Genomic DNA, 21984 nt, shown 5'->3' with positions numbered 1-21984 from the left:
AAACCATCCGGTACGCCCCGCTCATGACAGTTACCGTCCGTTTCGCCCCGTCACCGACCGGCCGCATCCATATCGGCAATGCGCGCACCGCTCTGTTCAACTGGCTGTTCGCCATCAAGAACAAGGGCCGCTTCATCCAGCGCTTCGACGACACCGACGTTGCCCGTTCGACGCAGGAATTTTCCGACGCCATCCTTTATGACCTGCATTGGCTGGGCATCTTCCCCGACGCCACGGAGTATCAGTCGCGGCGGGTCGAAGTCTATGATGCCGCACTGCAGAAGCTGAAGGAGGCGCGCCTCGTCTATGCCTGCTATGAGACGCCCGAAGAGCTCGACCTGAGGCGCAAGGTGCGCCGCACGCGTGGCCTGCCGCCAGTCTATGGCCGCGAGGCGCTGACGCTGGCACCCGAGCAGGTGGCGGAATATGAGGCCGATGGCCGGCGGCCGCACTGGCGCTTTCTGCTGCCCAACTTCAGCAGCGATCCGCTGCAGCCGGAGCGCACCGAAATCCACTGGAACGACCTGGTGCGGGGCGAAGAGACCGTCGACCTCGCCTCGCTTTCAGACCCGGTTCTGCGGCGTGAGGACGGCACCTACCTCTATACATTGCCTTCGGTTGTCGACGACATCGACATGGGCGTCAGCCATGTCATTCGCGGCGACGACCACGTCACCAATACCGGCGTCCAGATAGCCCTGTTCCGAGCACTTGGCGCGGAGCCGCCGGTGTTCGGCCACCACAATCTCCTGACAACGGCATCAGGCGAGGGACTTTCGAAGCGCACCGGCGCGCTGTCCATCCAGAGCCTGCGTGAGAGCGGCATCGAGCCGATGGCGATCGCTTCGCTGGCGGTGCTCGTCGGCACCTCGGAAAACGTCGTGGCGGTGCCAACGATGGCCGAGCTAGCCGAGCGCTTCGATCCGGCTGCAACATCGAAATCCGCCGCCAAATTCGACCCGGACGAGCTCTTCGTGCTCAACCGCACGCTGCTGCATCACATGCCGTTTTCCGAGGCGCGCGACCGGCTGATCGTGCTCGGCATCTCCGGCGAACAGGCCGAGCCTTTCTGGCTGGCGGTGCGCGGCAATCTCGACAGGCTGGCCGATGCGGCGATCTGGTGGCGTACGCTTCGAGACGGTCCAGAGGAGCCGGCGGAGTTTTCCGACGATGACCGCGACTTTCTTCGCCAGGCGTTCGAACTGCTGCCGGAGGAGCCTTGGAACGGCACCGTCTGGAAAGACTGGACCGGCAAGATCCGAGAGGCGAGCGGCCGTAAGGGCAAGGCGCTGTTCATGCCGCTCAGGCTGGCGCTTACGGGACAGCCTTCGGGTCCGGAGCTTGCAGATCTGTTGCCGCTGCTGGGTCGGGAAGGAATGTTGGCCCGACGACCCTGACCTTGCGCTGTTCTGGCGGGGGCAGGGACGTCGGCGAAGGCACGGGCTTGACGGCAAGGCGTCTGATCGCCTCACGGTCGAGACCGTCTTGCGCATTGGCCAAGGACTCCGGGTCGGCGCCCGGATCAGGCCTAGCAACCGGCAGCGGAATGAACGGGGTACTCTCTACATTCGCCTCAGATTGTGCCCGGGTTGGCGGGTTGCCGGCGATGATCTCGAAATTCTGCGCGGCATTGCAGCCGCAGGTCGGCGGCCGCGGCATGTCGGACTGCTTGTAGAGGTATGCCGTCGGCAGTTCGATATAAGGCCTGCCGGTCACCGAAGACGTCATGGACGCCGAATCGCCATTCATGCCGCGCGTGTAGAAAACCTGCATTTCTGTGCCGGGGCAGCTCGATTCGCAATTCTTCTGGTCGCGCTCGAAATCGCCCAGTGAGGCGGCATTCGACATCGGAAAGAAATAACCGTCGCAGGTCCGCACGCACATGGTGCGGAATTCGCCTCGCGGCTGCCCCAAGTCGTCGGCGTTGTTGAGCATGGTGCGGATGTTGCCCGGCTGGCTTAGCTCTTCGGCCTGGCTGGGCCCTTCAGGCTGGTCGGGCGCGCCCGGTTCACTTGCGTCACTGCCCAAAAGCTGGTCGAGCAGGTTTCGCTTGCCGTTTTCACGGCTGGCTTCGCGGACCGGCGCGGGCGTCCGCGCCGCATCATCGCGGCAGCCATTGGCGTAAAGCAACGTCAATATGCGCGCGCGATCGCGTCGCGAACCACCGCCGGCAAGGTCGGCGCGCTTGGCCTGCAGGGCGTCGAGATTGGCTGCCATGCGATCGATGGTGGCGTCGAGTGCCGCGCATGCGTTGGCGTTGCGGCGAGACAGCGAAAAGCCGCAGCCGGCGCTGCTGGCCTGGCTGACGGCCTTTGAAATCTGCTGGCGCTGCCGGACGATTGCGTCGTCATATTTCCTGAACAAGGCCGGTTTGCCGCCGCCACCACGAGAAGCGGCGGCAAGATCGGCTTCAAGCTGGCGGCAGAGGCGCGGAGCGGGCTGCGCCTGAGTGACGGCAATGTCGCACAGTAGCAGGGCACCGAGCAGCGCGGCGGCACGCGTCAGCTTCCAACATGCGCCCGTCATCCCTCCGAAACTCCGCCTGTCTGCCGTTCTGAAAGCTACCGCGCTTGCGGTTAACCGTTTGTTTAGCATACCGCCGATTCCGGCTTCAGCCCAAATGCGCGATGGCTTGCGCCTTGTGCGGGGCTTCGATCACGACGAGTGCTGGCATGTCGACCACGCCACACGACGTATTCGGACAGAGCCAGAACCGCGACATCCTGGCGCTGCACGAAAAAGGCGTATTCGCCCAGAAGAATGCCCGGATCCAGCAATGCCCGGAGGCTTGGCATGACCGCGATTACCCGTCGAGCCGCACTGCAATTTGGTCTTTTGTGCCTGGCGATGCCGGTTGCCATGGCGCAGGAAAAGCCCATCACGCCGGATTGGGGTACCAAATTGGTCGAAGCTGCCCGTGAGCAGATCGGCGTCACCACACTCTACGATCCGACCTATACACGCCTGGCCTATCCGGGCGGGGACGTTGAGCCCGAGCGGGGTGTGTGCACGGATGTCGTGATCCGTGCCTATCGCCGCGCCTTCGATCTCGATCTGCAAGAATTGGTGCATGAGGATATGCGGGCCAATTTTGCCGCCTATCCGAAGGCTTGGGGCCTGAAAGCGCCGGACCGCAACATCGACCACCGCCGTGTGCCCAATCTTGCGGTCTATTTCGAGCGGCGCGGTGCCGCCTTGCCCGTCAGCCAAGACCCGGCCGACTATCGGCCTGGGGATCTTGTCGCCCAGATGCTGCCGGGCAATCTGCCGCATATTGCCATCGTGTCGTCCAATCGCTCCACTGTGGTGCCGACAAGAAGGCTGGTTATTCACAATATCGGCGGCGGCGCCAAAGAAGAGGACACTTTGTTTGCCTTCAGGCAGACAGGACATTTCCGGTTCAGGCCAATCTGAGAAAGCCCGCGGCTACCCCAGATCGACGATGGCTTGCGCCTTGTGCGCGGCTTCCACCACGGCCAGTGCCGTCATGTTGACGACGCCGCGCGACGTGACGGACGGGGTCAATATGTGCGCCGGGCTATCGGTGCCGAGCAGGATCGGGCCGACATGCAGCGCGTCCATCATCGTGCGCAGTGCCGTCAGCGTGATGTTCGCCGAATCGAGATTGGGAAACACCAGCAGATTGGCTTCGCCCTTCAGCCGCGAATGCGGATAGACGCGTTGGCGCAGCTGCTCCGACAGTGCCGAGTCGGCATGCATCTCGCCGTCGCATTGCAGGTCGGGCGCGATGCGCGCCAGGATTGCCGCTGCCTGCCGCATCTTCATGGCGCTTGGCGAATCGCGGGAGCCGAAATCAGAATGCGACAGTAGCGCTGCCTTGGGCTCGATGCCGAAACGCTGAATTTCCTCGGCCGCCAAAACGGTCATTTCCGCAATCTCCTCGGCGGTCGGGTCGACCGAGACATGGGTATCGGTGAGAAAGATGATGCCGCGCTGCGAGATCAGCATGGAAAGCGTCGACAGGTCGCGATCCCTAATGCCGGCGCGTGGCCCGATGATCAGCGTGACGTTTCGCAAATGGCGCTCGAAACGGCCTTCGAGGCCGCAGACCATGGCGTCGGCGTCGCCGCGCTTCAGGGCAAGGGCGGCGATCACCGTATTGTCGGTGCGCACCATGGTGCGCGCCGCTTCCGTAGTCACCCCACGCCGGCCGGCAAGCTCGATCAAAAGGTCGACATAGTGGCGGTAACGCGGATCGTCTTCCGGGTTGATCAAGCCGAAATCGACGCCCGGCTTGATGCGCAGCCCGTAGCGCTTCAGCCGCACCTCGATGACATGCGGGCGGCCGATCAGGATCGGTTCGGCAATGCCTTCCTCGAGCACGACCTGGGCGGCGCGAAGCACGCGCTCGTCCTCGCCGTCGGCATAAATGACGCGTTTGGCGCTCGACATCTTGGCCATCGAGAACACCGGCTTCATGACCAGGCCGGAGCGGAAGACGAAGCGGTTCAGCTTGTCGATATAGGCGGCGAAATCGGTGATCGGCCGGGTCGCGACGCCGGTCTCGCAGGCTGCCTTAGCGACGGCAGGGGCAATGCGCAGGATCAGCCGCGGATCGAAAGGCGAGGGGATCAGGAACTCCGGACCAAAGATCGGCGTCTCGCCGGAATAGGCACGTGCGGCAACGTCGGACGGCTCTTCGCGGGCAAGCGCTGCAATCGCTCGCACGGCAGCCATTTTCATCTCTTCGTTGATGGCGCTTGCGCCGCAATCCAGCGCGCCACGGAAGATGTAAGGAAAACAGAGTACGTTGTTGACTTGGTTGGGGAAATCGGAGCGGCCCGTGCAGATCATCGCGTCGGGCCGCGCTGCCCGCGCCGCTTCCGGCATGATCTCGGGATTGGGATTGGCCAGCGCCAGGATCAGCGGCTTGGGCGCCATGTGGTGGAGCAATTCCGGCTTCAGCACGCCGGCGGCAGACAGGCCGAGAAACACGTCGGCGCCGGGCAGAACGTCGGCCAGCGTACGCGCCTCGGTATCCTTCACATACGGGTTTTTCCAGCGGTCCATCTCCTCGACACGGCCTTTATGGGCGACGCCGAACCGGTCGGTGACCCAGATGTTTTCGACCCGCGCGCCGAGCGAGACCAGAAGGTTGAGGCACGCAAGCGCCGCAGCGCCGGCGCCTGACGTGACTATCTTGATGTCCGAGATGGACTTGCCGGCGAATTCCAGCCCGTTGAGCACGGCGGCAGCGACGATGATGGCGGTGCCGTGCTGGTCGTCATGGAAGACCGGTATGCCCATGCGGGCTTTCAACTGCTCCTCGACCTCGAAGCATTCGGGCGCCTTGATGTCTTCCAGGTTGATGCCGCCGAAGGTTGGTTCCAGCGCCGAGATCGTCTCGACCATGCGCTCGATGCCCGGTGCGTCGATCTCGATGTCGAAGACATCGATGCCGGCGAACTTCTTGAACAGCACCGCTTTGCCCTCCATCACCGGCTTGGAGGCGAGCGGACCGATATTGCCGAGGCCGAGCACCGCCGAACCGTTAGTGACAACGCCGACCAGATTGGCGCGGGCTGTATAGTCGGCAGCGGTTGCCGGATCGTCGCGGATTTCAAGGCAGGGGGCGGCGACACCCGGCGAATAGGCAAGCGCCAGGTCGCGCTGGTTGCCGAGCGGCTTCGTCGCCTGGATTTCAAGCTTTCCGGGACGGGGGTGCTTATGGAAATAGAGCGCTGCTTCGTCGAGGTCGGATCGGGCCGCCTTCTTGCTTTCGCCTGTCATGACGGCCGCCTCCTCAGTTCAGTCCGTTTGGTGTTTTGAGTCTCTTAGCATGCAGCCGAGCCTTTTCGAGGGGTGATATGTCGCAAGCGCGAGCTTATGGCTTCGCATCGCCCGCCGGCCTGTACGGTCTGCCATTGAAATGTTGGGGCGATAGGCGCGTTGCTGGAGCGAGCTGCGAGCCGAATGTCTGCTTCAGGTGGTTTGCGGACGATTAGGTATTCTTTCGCTAGTTCGCTGTGGGGCTGTTGCTCCTATAAAGTGCACGAAAGAAACTCTTGGAATAGCGATCGTACCAAGCGGCAGCCCACTCGCCGACAAGTCGCTCTGTCGACGACACCCTACGCCGGTAGTCGACTGTTCGGCGGATACCTCCTTCTTCCTCAAGCTCGATGTCCAGGTGAGTAAACTTTGGGGCCGCATCCGAAAACCTGAGATACATGTATGCAAACACCGCGATATGACGTTTACCCATTGATAAGCAACGATTTTCTATCGCCACCACCGCAGACTGGACTGTAGCGAAATCCTCTAGCCTAACCGCTCGTTCTAGACGAACGAAGTCAAGGAACAATCTCCTGTCGGCAATTGCAAGGTTGCCGTCGGCCGTGTCTCGAACCCCGTGCGACAGCAGTTTTTGCGCAACAAAGCGATAAATAGACGCCATTCGCCGGTCTCATTTTCATGTGCGAGGCAGGACATAACATGCGGACTAACCCTAGTCCTTGTGAACTGGGCGCCGTTTTGAGCATAATGTTGCCCTGTTTCGGCTTGCCTGAGGGCGCCTGTTGCCCGCCGTTTTCAGCGGGTATCAAGCCTTGGATTCTGCCACTAAAACGCGCTGACATAGAGGCCGCCGTCCACCGGTATGTTCTGCCCGGTCAGGTAGCCGGCATGGACCGAGCACAGGAAGGCGCAGATCTGGCCGAATTCCTCCGGCGTGCCGAGTCGCTTGGCCGGAACGTTGGCTGCCGCTTGCGCCTTGCGCGCGGCGGCGGCGGCCGGATCTTCGGGCGTGCCGGCCTCGTGCGGGCCGCGCAGCCGGTCGGTGTCGAGCTTGCCGGGCAGCATGTTGTTGATCGTCACATTGCGGTCGATCACCGTCCGCGCGACGCCTGCCAGGAACGAGGTGAGGCCGGCGCGGGCGCCGGACGACAGGTCGAGGCCGGGGATAGGAACATAGACCGACAGCGAGGTGATGTTGACGATGCGGCCGAAGCCGCGCGCCGCCATGCCGTCGATCACCGCCTGAACCAGCTCGACTGGGGTCACCATGTTCTGGGTGACGCCTTCGAGGATCTTTTCGCGGTCGAGCGCACGGAAATCGCGAAACGGCGGACCGCCATTGTTGTTGACGAGGATGTCGGGATCGGGGCAGGCGGCAAGCAGCGCCTTCTGGACATCGGGCTTGGATACGTCGCCGACGATTTCGGTCACCTTGACGCCGAATTTCTCGCGCAGTTCAGCGGCAGTTTTGGCCAGCACGTCGGCGTTGCGGCCATTGACCACCAGATCGCAACCTGCCTCTGCCAGTGCCATGGCGCAGCCGCGTCCCAAGCCTTTGCTCGAAGCGCAGACGATGGCCTTCTTGCCGCGAATGCCGAGATCCATGGTGATTTTCTCCTCTGATTGCCGCGGCAACCTACCCGTATGGCTGGACCAATCGCAACCGTCATACGCTTGTTGCATGAATCGGGGCATAGCCTCACGCGAAAGCAACGGTGACAAATGATGTCCGGCGCAGAGCCCCGCACTTTCCGCAGCATGTTCATCTCCGACGTCCATCTCGGATCGAAGGCGGCGAAGGCCGAGTTCCTGATCGATTTCCTGCGCCATCACGATGCCGATATCATCTATCTCGTCGGCGACATCGTCGACGGCTGGCGCTTGAGACGGAGCTGGCATTGGCCGCAGAGCCACAATGACGTCGTCCAGAAATTGCTGCGCAAGGCGCGCAAGGGCGCCAGTATCACCTACATCGCCGGCAATCACGACGAGTTCGCGCGCCAGTTCCAGGGCGTTCATTTCGGCGGCATTGTCGTCGCCGACCGCGCCATCCATGAGACCGCCGATGGCAAACGCCTTCTTGTCATCCATGGCGACCAGTTCGACACCGTCGTCCATAATGCGCGCTGGCTGGCCTATCTCGGCGACTACGCCTATGACGCGGCGATGCTGGTCAACCGCGTCATCACGCGCCTGCGCCAGGTGCTCGGCCTGCCTTACTGGTCGTTCTCGTCCTGGGCCAAGGTCAAGGTCAAGAAGGCGGTGAATTTCATCGGCTCGTTCCAGACCGTGCTGACCGAGGAGGCGCGCCGCTCGCATGTCGACGGCGTGATCTGCGGGCACATCCACCATGCCGCGATCGAACGCTATGAGGACGTGCAATACATCAACACCGGCGATTGGGTGGAGAGCTGCACGGCGGTGGTCGAGCATTTTGACGGCCGGATTGAGATCCTGCACTGGGCGCATGTCCTGCCGGAGACTCCGGTCGGCAGCGAGGTGCTCGTGCCGATCGGCATCAAGGGCAGGGCAGTCCGGGCGGCTTGACCAAATCCGGCCGGATCTCGCTTCAATCGGTTAGTCCAGCGGTTTCATCGACTTTTTCGCCGTGTTAAGCAGCGGCAGGTGTGGCGGGCCGACCCGGCTGAATGCCGTGCCGACGGATCGCCTGTCAATGTCCTCGCTGCCGCCGCTTTCGCCCGAACAGCTCGTCAAGCCACGCCATTTCGAACTGCGCATGAGCTTGATCTTCTTTACGCTCTTCGTTCCGCTCGGGACGCATGTGCCGTATTTCCCGCTGTGGCTGCAGGCGAAGGGGTTCCATGCCGAACAGATAGCCGTGATCCTCGCCGCGCCGATGTTCCTGCGCGTGGCGACGACGCCTTTTCTTACTGCGCTGGCAGACAAAGCGAGCGACCGCGCCAATGTCTATGTTGCGCTCGTCGCCGCATCGCTGATCCTGTCCGCCGGCTACCTCCTGCCGCCGACCTACGCAACGGTACTTGCCGTGTCGTTGGCCCTGACGGTCGTCTGGACGCCGCATTCGCCGATTGCCGATTCGCTCGCCCTTTCAGGTGTTCGCCGCTTCGGCTCGAATTACGCAAGCATGCGCAAATGGGGCTCGATCTCCTATCTCTGCGCCAATCTCGCCGGCGGTTTCATCCTGTCGGCGAGCGGTGCCCAGGCTGTCCCGGTGATCATCTTCGCGGCGCTGTGTGCCGCGCTAGCCGCCGGACTGATTGCGCCGCGCCTCGGCCGTCCACGCCGCGCCTCGCCGCTTTCGGCCGCCGATATCCAGCAATCGGCACCGAAACTCCTCAACCGGTACTTCCTCTATTTTTCGACAGGCGTCGGCGTCATCACCGCCAGCCACGCATTTCTCTACGGTTTCGTGTCGATCTACTGGAAGTCGATCGGCATCAGCGATTCGGTTGTCGGGCTTCTGTGGGGGTGGGGAGTCGTCGCCGAGATATGCATGTTCGTCGTTTTCACCCGCGCTTTCGCCTCCTTCTCGGTCGTCTCGATCATGCTGATTGCCGGGATTGGCGCGATCGTGCGCTGGTTCGCCTTTCCGCTGATCTGGCCGCTTGGGCTTGGCGTTGGCGGGTTTTTCGCGATCCAGACGCTGCACGCGGTTTCGGTGGCGCTGGTGCTGATCGGCCTGCAAAAGATGATCGGTGAGACGGTCGCGGAAGAACGCACCGGGGCGGCGCAAGGCATCGCCTACTTCTCCAATGGCTTCTTCATGGCGGCGGCGACGCTGATTTCCGGTCCTCTTTACGACCGCTTCGGCGCGAATGGCTTCTTTGCGATGATCCCGATCGCCCTGACGGGCCTGGCTCTGATCGGGCTTGCCGCGCGTTCAGCCCCACAGCGCCCGCTCGGGCGGTGACACCAGCGAACCTTGGTAGACGAGACCGGGAACGCGGTCGCGGGCCAGCAGCAGCGGACCGTCGAGATCGACGAAATCGGCATCCTGCGCCAACAGCACGGCCGGCGCCATCGCAAGCGATGTGCCGACCATACAGCCGACCATGACACCAAGACCCAGTTCGCGGGCGCGGTCGCGAAGCACGAGTGCAGCGGTCAGGCCACCCGATTTGTCGAGCTTGATGTTGACGGCGTCGTAAAGGCCGACAAGCGCTTCAAGGTCCTTCGCCTCGTGCACGCTTTCGTCGGCACAGATCGGTACCGGATGCGCGATGTGGCGAAGAATACCGTCATGTCCCGCCGGCAGCGGCTGTTCGATCAAGGCGATACCGTGCTCGGCGGCAAAGGCGAGGTTTGCGACGATATTGTCGTCATTCCAGCCCTCATTGGCGTCGAGAATGATTCGGCTGTCGGGTGCTGCCGCCGTCACTGCGCGGATGCGCGCGATGTCGTTGTCGCCGCCGATCTTGACCTTGAGTAGCGGGCGCTGGGCGTTAGCGCGGGCCTGCGCCGCCATAGCCTCCGGCTCGGCGAGCGACAATGTATACGCCGTCTCGAGCAGCCGTAACGGAACGGTTCGTATCGTATGCGCCACCGGTGTTCCGCTGATCTTCGCTTCCAGGTCCCAGAGCGCGCAATCGATGGCGTTGCGTGCCGCGCCGGCAGGCATGGCATCGAGCAGGGCGATGCGGCTGATGCCGCGCGCGATCTCGCTGCGCATCGCCTCGATCGCGTCGCGCACACCCTCCATGGTCTCGCCATAGCGCTTGTAAGGGACGCATTCGCCGCGTCCTGTACGGCCGTTTTCGGTGATGGCGCAGGAAATCACCTCCGCTTCGGTCTTCGAGCCGCGCGAAATGGTAAAGGTCCCGGCTATCGGAAAGCGCTCGGCCTCGACCGAAATGACACGCGCCATATTTTTCTGCTCCAGCTGTGCGACAAGGAGGATATCGGCAAATCGACAGGTCGGCCCCGTCAGGCTAAACAGGATGCCATGTTGACCATCCGCAAACGCGACGCAAGCGGCCCTGCCAAGGAGCCCGACCACCAGCCGCGCATCGCGATCGGCGAGGAGGGCGACGTTCTCGGCTGCGCTTTCTCGGGAACCTGGACGACACGTACCGTTGCCCTGGTCGATGCCGAGATGCGCAAGATCGAGAAGCGCGGCGGCTTCAAGACGCTGGCGCTCGACCTTTCACAAATCGAGAAGATGGACACTGCCGGGGCGTGGCTGATCGACCGCCTGGTCAGCAGCTTCGAAAAGAAGGGCGTCGAGATCACGATGCAGGGGCAAAGCGAGATTGCCTCCATCCTGCTCGGCGCCGTCGGTGATGCGGTCCGACGCGAGGCCGAATCAGGTCCGGCAAAGCCGCCCAACTTCATCATTCGCGGGCTCGAGGCGGTTGGCCGGCGCGTTTATGAGATGCGCGACGATTTCCTGGCCGCAATGAATATCCTCGGCGCCACGATACGCGGCTCTCAGATGAAGCTTGGCCGTGGCCATGGCGTCAACATGGCGGCGATCTTCAATCAAATCGATCGCATGGGTGTCGGCGCCATACCGGTAGTCGTGCTGATGTCGGCCATCGTCGGTGCGATCGTTGCCCAGCAAGGCGCTTATCAGCTCAGCTATTTCGGCGCCGACATCTTCGTCGTCGACCTGGTCGGGGTGCTGATCCTGCGCGAGCTCGGCGTGCTGATGACGGCGATCATGATCGCCGGCCGCTCCGGCAGCGCGATCACCGCCGAGATCGGCTCGATGAAGATGCGCGAGGAGGTCGATGCGCTGAAGGTGATCGGTCTTAATCCAATCGGCGTGCTGGTGTTTCCGCGGCTGGTCGCGCTGGTCGTCGCGCTGCCTTGCCTGACGATCATCGCCAACTTTGCCGCGCTGGGCGGCGGCATTTTGGCTGCATGGCTCTACTCCGATATTGCACCGGCAGCGTTCATCGACCGGCTGCGTGTCGCAATCGACCTCAGCACCATTTTTGCCGGCCTGATCAAGGCGCCGTTCATGGCCATGATCATCGGCATAATTGCCTCGGTCGAGGGCATGAAGGTTGGCGGCAGCGCCGAATCGCTTGGCCAGCATGTGACCGCCTCAGTGGTGAAGTCGATCTTCGTGGTTATTATCCTCGACGGGCTTTTCGCCATGTTCTATGCAGCGATCGAGTTCTGACATGGCGCTGCCGGGCACAAACACGACCAAGGTGGCGGCGAAAGCCAAAGAAGACGAGATCGTGCTGTCGGCGCACGATATCACGGTGTCGTTCGCCGACCAGGTTGTTCTCGACAAATTGTCGCTCGATATCTGGCGCGGGGAGATTCTCGGCTTCGTCGGTGCCTCCGGTGCCGGCAAATCTGTTCTCTTGCGCACCATCCTTGGCTTGACGCGCAAGCAATCGGGAACAATCAAACTGTTCGGCGTTGACGTCGAGAAGGCAACCGAAAGGGAGCGCCTTCGCATCGACATGCGGCTTGGCGTGCTGTTCCAGCATGGTGCGCTTTTTTCGGCGCTGACGGTCCTCGAAAACGTCCAGGTGCCGATGCGCGAATATCTCGATTTGCCGAAGAAGCTGATGGACGAACTTGCCATGCTCAAGGTCGAGCTGGTCGGATTGCCGCCGGATGCGGCGCAGAAATTCCCCTCCGAGCTCTCCGGCGGCATGATCAAGCGTGCTGCGCTGGCGCGCGCTCTGGCGCTCGACCCGGATATCGTCTTCCTCGACGAACCGACGTCCGGGCTCGATCCGATCAGCGCGGCTGAGTTCGACGAATTGGTCGTCAAGCTGCGCGATACGATGGATTTGACCGTGTATATGGTCACGCACGATCTCGACACGCTGTTTACGGCGTGCGACCGCGTGGCGGTGCTCGGCAACAAGAAAGTGCTGGTCGAGGGCACGATCGACGACATGCTCAGGAGCGAGGAACCCTGGGTAAAATCCTATTTCCGCGGAAAACGCGCCCGGCAACTTGATCTTGCGGCGCGCGCATAGCCATAAGTGAGCAATGGAAACCAGGGCCAACTACGTCATTGTCGGCATTTTCACGCTGGCCGCGATCCTCGCGGCTTTCGCTTTCGTCTATTGGACGGCGGCAATCGGCGAAAAGGGTGAGACGACGGTGCTGCGCGTGCGCATTCCAGGCTCCGCTTCGGGGCTCGGCCGTGGCAGCTTCGTGCTGTTCAATGGCGTCAAAGTCGGCGACGTGCGCCGTGTCTATATCGACGTCGACAATCCGACCGCTGCTATCGCCGACACCGAAATAGACCGGAATACGCCTATCACCAAGTCGACGCAGGCCGATATCGGGCTTGCCGGCCTCACCGGCCAGGCCAACATCGAGCTCAAGGGCGCCGACCCCAAAGAGCCAAAACTTCTCGACGAGGCGGAAAAGGAAGGCCGTGTCGCCGAGATCGTTGCCAACCCGTCGGCGGTCACCAACCTGCTGCAGACGGCGCAGAACATCTTCACCCGCGCCGACAAGGTCCTTTCGGAGCTCGAAGGCTTCACCAAGGATGTTCGCGGGCCGCTGACGCAGACCGTCAACAATGTCCAGACCTTCTCCGATGCACTGGCCAGGAATGCGGACGGCGTCGACAAGTTCCTGGCCAGCGTCAGCTCGCTGGCGGACGAACTGAAGGGTGTTTCGGGCAAGCTCGACGGCACCCTGAAGGCGGCGGAAGGGCTACTCAACGCCGTCGACAAGGACCAGATCAAGAGCATCGTCGCCAATGTCGACACGGTCACTTCCAACCTCAAGGAAACCAGCAAGCAGTTCGACGCGGTCATCAAGAACGTGGACACCGCGGTAGGCTCGATCAACGAGTTCGCCCAGAAGACGCAAGGCACGCTGGCCAAGGTCGACGGCGTTCTCGACGGCATCGATCCGGCTGAAGTTCGCACCGCGCTGGCCAATATCCAGAAGGCCAGCGAAAACGCCAATGAAGCTGCCGCCGACATCGCCAAGGTGACCAACAAGTTCGCCAACCGGGCCGACGACATCGACGAAACCATCAAAGACGCGCACCAGCTCGCAGGACGCCTCAACGATGCCTCGGTGCGAGTCGACGGTATCCTTGCCAAGGTCGACAAACTGCTCGGCTCCGGTCAGGCCGACGGCGTCATGGCCGATGCCAGGGCGACGCTCAAATCGTTCAAGCAGGTCGCCGACACGCTGAACGCCCGCCTCGGCACCATCACCGACAATCTGGCGCGGTTCTCGGGACAGGGGCTGCAAAACGTCGAATCGCTGGTCCAGGACAGCCGTCGTTCGATCAACCGCATCGAAGAGGCGGTGACCGACCTCAGCCGCAATCCACAGCGGATCCTGTCCGGCGGCGAGGGTGAGGTCCGGCAGTTCGACGGCAGGGTGCGCCGTTGACTTCGGCCTGCGCCCACCGCAAGAACATAGCTTGCGGATGCGCGTTGTTTCCACGATCCGGGGGGGATCGCGTTTGAAGTCGATCAGTTCAGGCAGCGTCAGATCGAGTGGGTTCAAGACCGGAGCGGCACTGCTGGCGCTTTCGCTCGCCGGCTGCGCGGCGCTGGGCGGCAAGCCGGCGCCGCTGGATACGTTTGAGCTTTCGGCGCCGTCGCTGGAAGCGCGTGCCCACAGCCGTCGCCAGATACTCATCGCTCAGCCATCGGCGCTCAAGGCGCTGGACAGCCAGAACATCGTCATTAAGCCATCGCCGCGATCGATCCAGTATCTCAAGGGCGCGCAATGGGCCGACCGGCTGCCGATGATCGTACAGGCGCGGCTGGCAGAGACGTTCCAGCGCTCGGGCAGCTTCACCGGCGTCGGCAAGCCAGGCGAGGGGCTGGCGATCGACTATCAGGTGATCGTCGAGATCCGCTCGTTCGAGGTGCGTGTCGACGGTGGCGAACATGCCGAGGTCGAGCTGTTCGTGCGCCTGTTGAACGATCGCAACGGTGAAGTGCGCGCTTCGAAGACGTTTAGCGCAATCGCGCCCGTTTCGGGCAATGGCAACCAGGCCTATGTCGGCGCGCTCGATGCCGCGTTCGGCGATGCGGCAGGGCAAATCGTCCGCTGGACGGACACCGTGATCTGACACAGCCGGAACTGCCGGCACGGCACTCTACAGCGCCAATGGAATTCAGTACGGCATGAAAAAGGCGGGAAATCCCGCCTTTTCGTTTGTTCTCTGTCGCCCGCTTAGTGCAGGCGGCCGCTGGCGTGGGCCAGCATGGTGTAGACCTTGCCGGTGTCCGACGTCAGGTAGGTCTGCGCCATGATGTTGTCGCGGTCGTTGCGCGACACGTCCTTGAGCAGCTTTTCGAAATCGTCGCAGTAACGATCGACAGCAGCGCGGAACTCCGCCTCTGACTGATATTTGCGGCGGATCTCGTCGAACGTCTGCTGGCCCTTCAGCGTGTAAAGTCGGCGTGTGAAGACGTCACGCTCGCCACGCCGGTAGCGGTTCCACAACTCGATCGACGCATCGTGATCGATGGCGCGTGCGATATCGACCGAGAGCGAGTTCAGCGATTCCACGACATGAAGCGGCGAACGCGCAGCGGGAGCCGGGCGCGGCGCTTCGGCAGGCGCTGCCGGCTTGGCGTCGTCTTCGCGTGATGCACCGGTCAGGAGGTCACGCACCCAACCGCCCTGCGGCGTGCGGCCGTTGGGGTCGCGCTGGCGCGGCGCTTGGTCTGCGGGACGTTCGAGGTCGAGCGTGCCGCGCAGCGCCGTCTCGCCCGAAGGCGCCTGCGGTGCACGGCGCTGTTCGGGAGCCGGAGCCGGGCGACGTGGCGGTTCGGCGGGGCGTGCGGCAGGCGCTTGCGGCGCCGGACGCAGGTTGCGCTGTTCCGAACTGTCGGCGCTGCGGCCAGATTTCGCAACGATTTCAGAAAGTTCCTTCAGCGCGTTGATCTGCTCTGAAACGGCACGGCGGATAGCCGTGGTTGATTCCTTTGCCTCTTCCGGCATCTCGATGACGCCTTTCTTAAGCTCGGCCCGGGTGAGGTCGAGCTCGCTCTTGATCGAGCCGGCGGTACGCCGCATCTCCTCGGTCGCATCGGCAAAGCGCTTGGTTGCCGAATCGACCACTTCGGAAATCGCGGTACGGATCTTGTCGGCGGATTCCAGCGTCTTGCCTTCGGCGTTCTGCAGCGTCTGGCCGACCAGATTCTCGAACGAGCGCATGACCCTTTCGAGATCTTCCGACTTCTTGACAAGGCCGACGGCAAGGTCCTCCAGCGACGATTGCCTTTCGAGTGTGTGCTCAAGATTGCTCTGGGCCGAGCTCAACAGGTCCGAGGCACTGGAAAGCAACCGGCTGTGCTCGTCGAACTTGGTGGCGATTGAAGCAACCTCGCGCAAGGTCGACGACGACAGCTCGGTGAGCCGCGTCGTGTTCGAATCGACCAGGCGCGCCGAGCTGGCGAAGGTCTGCGCGGTCTTTTCGGTAGTCGCTGCGAAGCTTTGCGTGCTGCCGGTCAGGCGTTCGTCGACCTGGCCGAGATTGGCCGCCGCCTGCTCGATCAACTGACCGAGCTGCGAGCTGGAGGTGGTCATGCGGCCGATGAGGTCGGCAACGCTGTCGGCAAGCGTCGAGCGCGCGCCTTCGACGGCCGACAGCGTTTCGGCCGTGCGGCTGGCGAGGGCGTCGACGAGGGCGGCGTTTTGAGTGCGCAGCTTCTCGGTCGCACGTTCGGTGACCTCTTCCATGCTCTTTTGCAGCTCGGAGCCGCCCTGGGCGAAGCGCTCGACCAGAGGCCGTGCCGTCTCGTCCAGGATTTTCGATATTTCGGCCGAACGTGCCGCAAGCATCGTATTGAGCTCGCGAGTATTGGCACCGATGGACTTTGCAGCGTCATTGGTGCTCTGGCCGATATGCTGGCCGACCGCGGTGAAGGTTTCGGCGATCGAGTTGGCGCGCGAGACCAACTGCGCCTCGGCATTCGAGACCTGTTCATTGAGCTTTTGGCCCATTGTCTCGGCGGAGTAGGCGAGGCGGTTCTCGACGCTGGCGACCTGCTCCTCGACGCGGGCCGCAGTGGCAGCAGCACTCGATGCCAGGCGTTCGTCGGCACCGGCAAGCAGTTGCTCGATTTCACGGGCATGGACGGCGAGTTCCTGGCCAGTCTGCCTGGCGCGTTCGGCAACCCGCTGCTCGGTGCTGGTGAAGGCACCGACAATGGTGTCGGCATGTTCGCCGATTGCGGTGCTGCTGTCGGCAATGCGGGACACCAGACGATGATCCGCCTCCTCGAAGATGCGGCCGATCTCGGACGCACGGGCCGAAAGTGCTTCGGAGCCTTCGGCAATGCGCGAAATAAGTTGCTGGTCGGCGGCATCGAAAATGCGGCCGAGATCCGACGCACGTGCCGCGAGAGCTTCGGCGGATTCGCCGATGCGCACGCCCAGCCGCTCGTCGGCTGTTTCGAAATTGCGCAGGATGTCGCCGGCACGTGCAGCCAGCGACTGGGCCGTTTCGATGGCGCGAGAGACCAGCCTGTGGTCCGCCACGTCGAAGGTGCCGGCAATCTCACTTGCTCTGGCTGCCAGCTGATCGGCCGTCTCCTGGGCACGCGCGAACAAGGTGTTCGACGTGTCGTCGGCGCGGGCAATCAGTGCGCTCGACGTATCCTCGGCGCGGGCGGCGAGGCGACGATCCGCCTCTTCAAAGGTGCGGGCGATGTCCTCCGCCCTGGCGAGCAGGGCGGCCGAGGTCTGCTCGGCGCGCTCGGCGATCTTGCGGTCGGCATCGCTGAATGCCGCGCCCGCCTGCTCATGCAGCGCGCTGGTAACTTCCATGACCTTCTCGCGCAGCGCGCCGGCGACGAAGACCGCGCTTCTTTCGAGCACACTGCGCACGTTGTCGACACCCGTCGACAGCGCCCGCTCCATTGTGCTGGCGCGCTCTTCAATGATGCCTGTCTGCCGGCTGAACGCCTGCTCGATCTTTTCTACGTCCGCAGCGATCGCATCGGAGATGTCGGTGCTCCTGGCGGCGATCTGGTCGATATGGCCGGACAGCGAACGGTCGACATCCTTGCGCGTTTCGGCGAGCCTGGAGAGATCGTCCTGCAATGCGCGGGTCAGCATGTCGCGGCCCTCGCTCAGCTTGCCGACATGACCGGCGACGATCTCGTCGACTTCGCTGCGGCTCATTGCAAGCCTCTCCAGATCGGCTTCCAACGCGCGCCTGAGGATGTCGCGGCCTTCCGCCAGTTTCTCAACCTGGCCGGCAACCAGCCCATCGATGCTCGAGCGGCTTTCCGCCAGCTTGGCGAGATCGTCCTCGAGCGCCTTCGACAGGGTCGAGCGGTCCTGGACGAGCTTCTCTGCGTGGGTTGCGACAAGGCTGTTCACGTTGCCGAGATCGGCTTCCAGCGCACGCGAAAACTGCGCGCGATTATCGGTCAATAGCTGCGACTGATCGGCGATGGCGCCCCTGATCGTGCTGAGATCGGCCTCCAAGGCGCGCTTGAGGATGTCGCGACCTTCGGCCAGCTTCTCGACCTGGCCGGAAACCAGTCCGTCGATGCTCGAGCGGCTTTCGGCCAGCTTGGTAAGATCGTCTTCCAGCGCGCGCTTGAGGATGTCGCGACCCTCGGCCAGCTTCTCGACCTGGCCTGCGACCAGCCCGTCGATGCTCGACCGGCTCTCTGCCAGCCTGGCAAGATCGTCCTCGAGCGCCTTTGACAGGGCCGAACGGTCCTCGGCGAGCTTGTTCATATGTTCGGAGACGACGCCCCGCACGGTCTCGAGATCGGTCTCTAGTGCCCGCGACAGCTGACCACGATCCTCGGCCAGCTTCTCGGATTGGCCGGCGATGACATCCTTGACAGTGCTCAGATCGGCTTCGAGCGCACGCTTGAGGATGTCGCGGCCCTCTGCAAGCTTTTCGACCTGGCCGGCAACCATCACATCGATGCTCGAGCGGCTTTCGGCCAACTTGACGAGATCGTCTTCGAGCGCCTTCGAAAGGGTCGAACGGTCTTCGGCGAGCTTGTCCATGTGATCGGAGACAACGCCCCGCACAGCCTCCAGGTCGCTCTCCAGTGCCCGCGACAACTGGCCACGGTCTTCCGCCAGCTTTTCAGACTGGCTGGCGATGACGCCCTTGATCGCGTTCAGGTCCGATTCAAGCGCGCGCTTGAGGATGTCGCGGCCTTCGGCCAGCTTCTCGACCTGGCCGGCAACCAGCCCATCGATGCTCGACCGGCTTTCGGCCAGCTTGGCAAGATCGTCTTCAAGCGTCTTCGAAAGCAGGCTGCGGTCATCGGCGAGCCTGCCAGAATGATCGGCGATCAGGCTCCTGATGTCGGACAGGTCGTTATCGAGTGACTGGGAAAGCCCGCTGCGGTCTTGCGCCAATTTCGCCGAATGAGCCTCGATGAGGCCATTGATGCCGGCGATGTCGGCTTCCAACGCACTGGCGAGTATGGCGCGACCCTCGGCGATCTTTTCGACTTGACCGGCGACGAGGCCGTCTATGCCGGCGCGACTCTCTGCCAGCTTACCGAGGTCGGCCTCGAGCGCGCGCGAAAGAATGCTGCGGCCTTCAGCGAGCTTGCCGACGTGTCCGGCAACCATTTCATCAATTATCGTGCGGGCTTGCACGAGTTTTCCAGAGTCTTCGTTCAAGGCCTGGGCAAGCCTGTTGCGACCCTCTTCAAGGCTTTCGAGATGGCTGCCCAGCGAAGCGTCGATCGCTGCGCGCGATTCGTTGACCTTGCGCAGGTCCTCTTCAAGGGCGCGCGAGATCAGGCCGCGGCCTTCGGCTAGCTTCTGCACCTGGTTGGCCACCGCTGCGTCGATTTCGGCGCGACCTTCGGCGAACTTCGCCAGATCGGCCTGCATTGCCGCCGCCATCCGGTCGCGGCTTTCGGAAAGCTTGCGGCTGTGGTTCTCGACGGCTTCCTCGATGCCGGCGCGAGCATCGGCAAGCCGCTGGATGTCCGTATCGAACGAACGCGATACGACATGGCGCGCCGCTTCCATGCGCCCGGCGAAATCGCCGGCGCGGGCTTCAAGCATGGTCGAGGTCGATGAAATGATGTCGGCCATGTCGGCGCCGATCTGGGTCTTGCCCTGATCGATCATCGCCGACAGCGTCTCCCTGCTATCCTGGAAGGTGTGGGCGATTTCGCGCGCGCGCTCGACCAGCGTCTCGTTGATCTGGCGTGCGCGAGCCTCCAGCGCGGCGTTGAGCTTCTGCGTGCCGGTGTCGAGCGCCTCGGCGCGGGTCTGGAACTCGCTGATCAGCGCCTGGCCACGTTCAGCAAGCGTCCGCTCGATGCCGTTGAGGCTGGCTTCGAATTCCGAATTGAGTGTGCGGGCGGCACCGCCGAGCAGCGACACCATGCCGCTCGTGCGGTCGTCGAGCAGGTCGGTCAGCGACCGCGTCAGGCCATCGGTGGTGTCCGTCAGCTTGGCGATCCGGGTGTCGAGCAGGCTGGCGAAGGCCTCGCCCGACGTCGACAGCCGATCGGTGATCGATTCGAGCCGGCCTTCCACCGAATCGAAGATCGACATCGAGCTTCCGTTGATCCTATCGATCAGCGTGTCGCCGGATTCGTTGATCGTCATCGACAGCTTGGTCGAGGCGTTGAGAATGCTGTCGCGAATGATATCGCTGGCGGCGTTGATCTCGTCTTTCAGTGTCTCGTGGGCGCCGGTGATCGAGGCGCGCACGCGCTCGGCATGGGTGACGACCGCTTCGCGCTCGCTGCCCAGCCCGTCGACCAGCGAGCGGATGCGGGACTCGTTCTCTGAATAGGAGCGCTCGATCTGGTTCACCTCGCTGTGGACCAGCGTTTCGAGCTCGACGGCACGCGCAAGCGTGCGTTCGATGCCTTCGCCCATGGCTGCCACCTCGCGGCGAACCGCTTGGCCGATCATCATGACGCGATCCTGGGCAAGATTTTCCGGCTCGGCCAGACGGAAGGCCACCTCGGTCATCGACTGCGCGGCAAGGCGCATCTCCTGAGCGCGGCGAATCATCACTGCGAATGCCCAGAACAGGATGACGGGCACGATTGCCGCGACCGCCAGGCCGATCAGCTCCGGACGGGCGAAAAACTGATCGAAGGTGCGGATGTTCCAGATGCCAGGTCCGAACAACAGGTTCGCAAGGCCGCCAGCGCCGGCGATCCAGGCCAGCGAAACGAAAGCCACGACCCAGTAGATCGTGTTCGAGGCGCGCCGATTGAGGGTGTGCAGGAGCGTCTTATAGTCTTTTTGACGATCGTCGTTGGCCGGCGAGAAAGCTGCCGGCTGCGAGCCATTGCGCGTTGCGACAGGACGCAACTCAGCCGGCTTGGCCTTTGGCGCGGGTTTTGCGATCTGGCTTTGATTGGCGGCAGGTGCCGCGTTCTGGGTCTGGTCCGGGGCAGGCGCTTCGTTCTGGCTGCGACCTTCGCGCGCCAACTCGTCGGCGGCTTGCGATATTTGCGCTTCGAGATCTTCCATGGATGCAGCCATGTCGAAGTCGCCGCCGGCATCGCCGCTCAGATCGATATCAAGTGCCTTTTCAAGTTCCCTGGCTACGTCGCTGTCGAGCGTTCTTGTCGTCGTTGGTTTCTTCGCCATGCCTTCGCTACCCTGTACAAGCTGCCGCGGGACTTATGGTTCTGCTTATTGATTCTGCCTAGCGTGTCCCGCGCAGGAGGCTGAAAATGGACCTGTCGTATCGTAATGACACAGCCGGGTAAAGAAAACATGCATTCCGCCCGATACGTAAAACTTTAAATATAAGGTTAACACAGCCGTGATTCCGGCGCCGTTATCGCGACATTTTTCCGGGCCAATCATTAACCCGTTGTCCACCGGATACGCCTAGTTTTTGCGGCGGTCGAAGAACGGAGTCTCAAAGTGATACGTGGCGAAAACGGCATTGCGTTCTCGATGCCCGGCGGCGACGTGTCGGGGACAGCCGGGGCGCGGCCGATCGACCTGGCGCATCTTGCGCGCCAGACGATGGGCGATCGGAGCCTCGAGCAGGAGGTGCTGGCTCTGTTCGTGCAGCAGGCGCTGTCGGTGCGCGACAAGATCGTCGAAGCGGATGTTAGGCAGCGGCTGCTATTGGCACACGAGCTCAAAGGCTCGGCGCGCGGGGTCGGCGCCTTCGCCATTGCCGATTGCGCCAGCGCGATCGAATGCCGGCCCGAAGACGCCAGCACGCTGAAGCGGCTTGGCTCGCTGATCGAAGAAGTGCGCGACTTCGTCGCCGCCATCAGCCGATAGCGCTTATTCCCAAAACGCCACACAGCGGCGCTTTGGCGCCGCAGTTGACTTGTCCGGCAGAGTGATTATGTCGGCTCA

The 21984-nt window shown here is 62.8% G+C and carries 15 protein-coding genes; 9 read left to right on the top strand and 6 right to left on the bottom strand.

Translation table 11 applies throughout. From position 1 onward, the window contains the following. The first annotated feature begins 23 nt into the window (after positions 1-23). Positions 24-1397, top strand: a complete 1374-nt coding sequence (gene gltX, locus NKI54_RS20945; RefSeq protein ID WP_352692313.1) for a glutamate--tRNA ligase — start codon at positions 24-26, stop codon at positions 1395-1397. On the opposite strand, the gene NKI54_RS20940 is transcribed toward gltX, so the two are convergent. Next, positions 1315-2526 carry a DUF2865 domain-containing protein gene (locus tag NKI54_RS20940; RefSeq protein ID WP_352636787.1) on the bottom strand — a complete coding sequence of 404 codons (1212 nt, stop codon included), beginning with the start codon at positions 2524-2526 and terminating at the stop codon, positions 1315-1317. The two genes, gltX and NKI54_RS20940, sit on opposite strands and share 83 nt — an antisense overlap. Before the next feature lie 267 nt (positions 2527-2793). Here NKI54_RS20940 and NKI54_RS20935 point away from each other — a divergent pair, with 267 nt between their 5' ends. Further along, the gene (locus tag NKI54_RS20935) at positions 2794-3414 is read left to right on the top strand and encodes a DUF1287 domain-containing protein (protein WP_352594479.1); all 621 of its coding nucleotides are present in this window, start codon (positions 2794-2796) and stop codon (positions 3412-3414) included. A gap of 12 nt (positions 3415-3426) precedes the next feature. Here the strand turns inward: NKI54_RS20935 and NKI54_RS20930 are convergent, their stop codons facing one another. The 3 genes from NKI54_RS20930 to NKI54_RS20920 form a co-directional block, all read right to left on the bottom strand. After that, a complete protein-coding gene (locus NKI54_RS20930; protein WP_352636786.1) occupies positions 3427-5751 on the bottom strand; it encodes an NADP-dependent malic enzyme in 2325 nt (774 codons plus the stop codon). 226 nt (positions 5752-5977) lie between these two features. Beyond that, positions 5978-6415, bottom strand: a complete 438-nt coding sequence (locus NKI54_RS20925) for a hypothetical protein (protein ID WP_352636785.1) — start codon at positions 6413-6415, stop codon at positions 5978-5980. 164 nt (positions 6416-6579) lie between these two features. Continuing rightward, positions 6580-7359, bottom strand: a complete 780-nt coding sequence (locus NKI54_RS20920) for an SDR family oxidoreductase (RefSeq protein WP_352448726.1) — start codon at positions 7357-7359, stop codon at positions 6580-6582. Between the two features lie 120 nt (positions 7360-7479). On the opposite strand from NKI54_RS20920, the gene NKI54_RS20915 reads away from it, so the two are divergent. Both NKI54_RS20915 and NKI54_RS20910 read left to right on the top strand, forming a co-directional pair. After that, a complete protein-coding gene (locus tag NKI54_RS20915; RefSeq protein WP_352636784.1) occupies positions 7480-8301 on the top strand; it encodes a UDP-2,3-diacylglucosamine diphosphatase in 822 nt (273 codons plus the stop codon). A 127-nt stretch (positions 8302-8428) separates the two neighbouring features. Continuing rightward, entirely contained in the window at positions 8429-9646 is a 1218-nt protein-coding gene (locus NKI54_RS20910) for an MFS transporter (RefSeq protein ID WP_352540619.1), read from the top strand. Here NKI54_RS20910 and dgcA read toward each other — a convergent pair. Continuing rightward, positions 9617-10600: an N-acetyl-D-Glu racemase DgcA gene (dgcA, locus tag NKI54_RS20905; RefSeq protein WP_352636783.1), complete on the bottom strand. Its 984-nt coding sequence runs from the start codon at positions 10598-10600 to the stop codon at positions 9617-9619. The two genes, NKI54_RS20910 and dgcA, sit on opposite strands and share 30 nt — an antisense overlap. 78 nt (positions 10601-10678) lie before the next feature. Between dgcA and NKI54_RS20900 the strand changes: the two genes are divergently transcribed. From NKI54_RS20900 to NKI54_RS20885, 4 genes are read left to right on the top strand one after another with little or no spacing between them, the layout of a single operon-like run. Next, positions 10679-11863 carry an ABC transporter permease gene (locus NKI54_RS20900; RefSeq protein WP_352619836.1) on the top strand — a complete coding sequence of 395 codons (1185 nt, stop codon included), beginning with the start codon at positions 10679-10681 and terminating at the stop codon, positions 11861-11863. Position 11864: 1 nt separating this feature from the next. Then, positions 11865-12683, top strand: a complete 819-nt coding sequence (locus tag NKI54_RS20895; RefSeq protein WP_352574968.1) for an ABC transporter ATP-binding protein — start codon at positions 11865-11867, stop codon at positions 12681-12683. A 13-nt stretch (positions 12684-12696) separates the two neighbouring features. After that, the gene (locus NKI54_RS20890; protein ID WP_352636782.1) at positions 12697-14070 is read left to right on the top strand and encodes an MlaD family protein; all 1374 of its coding nucleotides are present in this window, start codon (positions 12697-12699) and stop codon (positions 14068-14070) included. A gap of 37 nt (positions 14071-14107) precedes the next feature. Then, positions 14108-14761, top strand: a complete 654-nt coding sequence (locus NKI54_RS20885) for an ABC-type transport auxiliary lipoprotein family protein (RefSeq protein WP_352502487.1) — start codon at positions 14108-14110, stop codon at positions 14759-14761. A 104-nt stretch (positions 14762-14865) separates the two neighbouring features. On the opposite strand, the gene NKI54_RS20880 is transcribed toward NKI54_RS20885, so the two are convergent. Next, positions 14866-21252 carry an apolipoprotein A-IV repeat region-like domain-containing protein gene (locus NKI54_RS20880; RefSeq protein WP_352636781.1) on the bottom strand — a complete coding sequence of 2129 codons (6387 nt, stop codon included), beginning with the start codon at positions 21250-21252 and terminating at the stop codon, positions 14866-14868. Positions 21253-21537: 285 nt separating this feature from the next. On the opposite strand from NKI54_RS20880, the gene NKI54_RS20875 reads away from it, so the two are divergent. Next, positions 21538-21906, top strand: a complete 369-nt coding sequence (locus NKI54_RS20875; RefSeq protein WP_352636814.1) for an Hpt domain-containing protein — start codon at positions 21538-21540, stop codon at positions 21904-21906. The last annotated feature ends 78 nt before the right edge of the window (positions 21907-21984 follow it).

Source organism: Mesorhizobium sp. M0663 (assembly GCF_040320585.1).
GTDB lineage: Bacteria > Pseudomonadota > Alphaproteobacteria > Rhizobiales > Rhizobiaceae > Mesorhizobium.
Note: the sequence above shows the minus strand (reverse complement) of the source record. Positions and strands in the feature narration are given on the sequence as shown.

Bases quoted from the DNA above. Each gene is read 5' to 3' on its own strand.
- NKI54_RS20910 (WP_352540619.1), top strand. From the start codon at position 8,429: ATGTCCTCGCTGCCGCCGCTTTCGCCCGAACAGCTCGTCAAGCCACGC.
- gltX (WP_352692313.1), top strand. From the start codon at position 24: ATGACAGTTACCGTCCGTTTCGCCCCGTCACCGACCGGCCGCATCCAT.
- NKI54_RS20930 (WP_352636786.1), bottom strand. From the start codon at position 5,751: ATGACAGGCGAAAGCAAGAAGGCGGCCCGATCCGACCTCGACGAAGCA.
- NKI54_RS20920 (WP_352448726.1), bottom strand. From the start codon at position 7,359: ATGGATCTCGGCATTCGCGGCAAGAAGGCCATCGTCTGCGCTTCGAGC.
- NKI54_RS20935 (WP_352594479.1), top strand. From the start codon at position 2,794: ATGACCGCGATTACCCGTCGAGCCGCACTGCAATTTGGTCTTTTGTGC.
- NKI54_RS20925 (WP_352636785.1), bottom strand. From the start codon at position 6,415: ATGGCGTCTATTTATCGCTTTGTTGCGCAAAAACTGCTGTCGCACGGG.
- NKI54_RS20885 (WP_352502487.1), top strand. From the start codon at position 14,108: ATGCGCGTTGTTTCCACGATCCGGGGGGGATCGCGTTTGAAGTCGATC.
- NKI54_RS20915 (WP_352636784.1), top strand. From the start codon at position 7,480: ATGTCCGGCGCAGAGCCCCGCACTTTCCGCAGCATGTTCATCTCCGAC.
- NKI54_RS20895 (WP_352574968.1), top strand. From the start codon at position 11,865: ATGGCGCTGCCGGGCACAAACACGACCAAGGTGGCGGCGAAAGCCAAA.
- NKI54_RS20900 (WP_352619836.1), top strand. From the start codon at position 10,679: ATGTTGACCATCCGCAAACGCGACGCAAGCGGCCCTGCCAAGGAGCCC.
- NKI54_RS20880 (WP_352636781.1), bottom strand. From the start codon at position 21,252: ATGGCGAAGAAACCAACGACGACAAGAACGCTCGACAGCGACGTAGCC.
- NKI54_RS20890 (WP_352636782.1), top strand. From the start codon at position 12,697: ATGGAAACCAGGGCCAACTACGTCATTGTCGGCATTTTCACGCTGGCC.
- NKI54_RS20940 (WP_352636787.1), bottom strand. From the start codon at position 2,526: ATGACGGGCGCATGTTGGAAGCTGACGCGTGCCGCCGCGCTGCTCGGT.
- dgcA (WP_352636783.1), bottom strand. From the start codon at position 10,600: ATGGCGCGTGTCATTTCGGTCGAGGCCGAGCGCTTTCCGATAGCCGGG.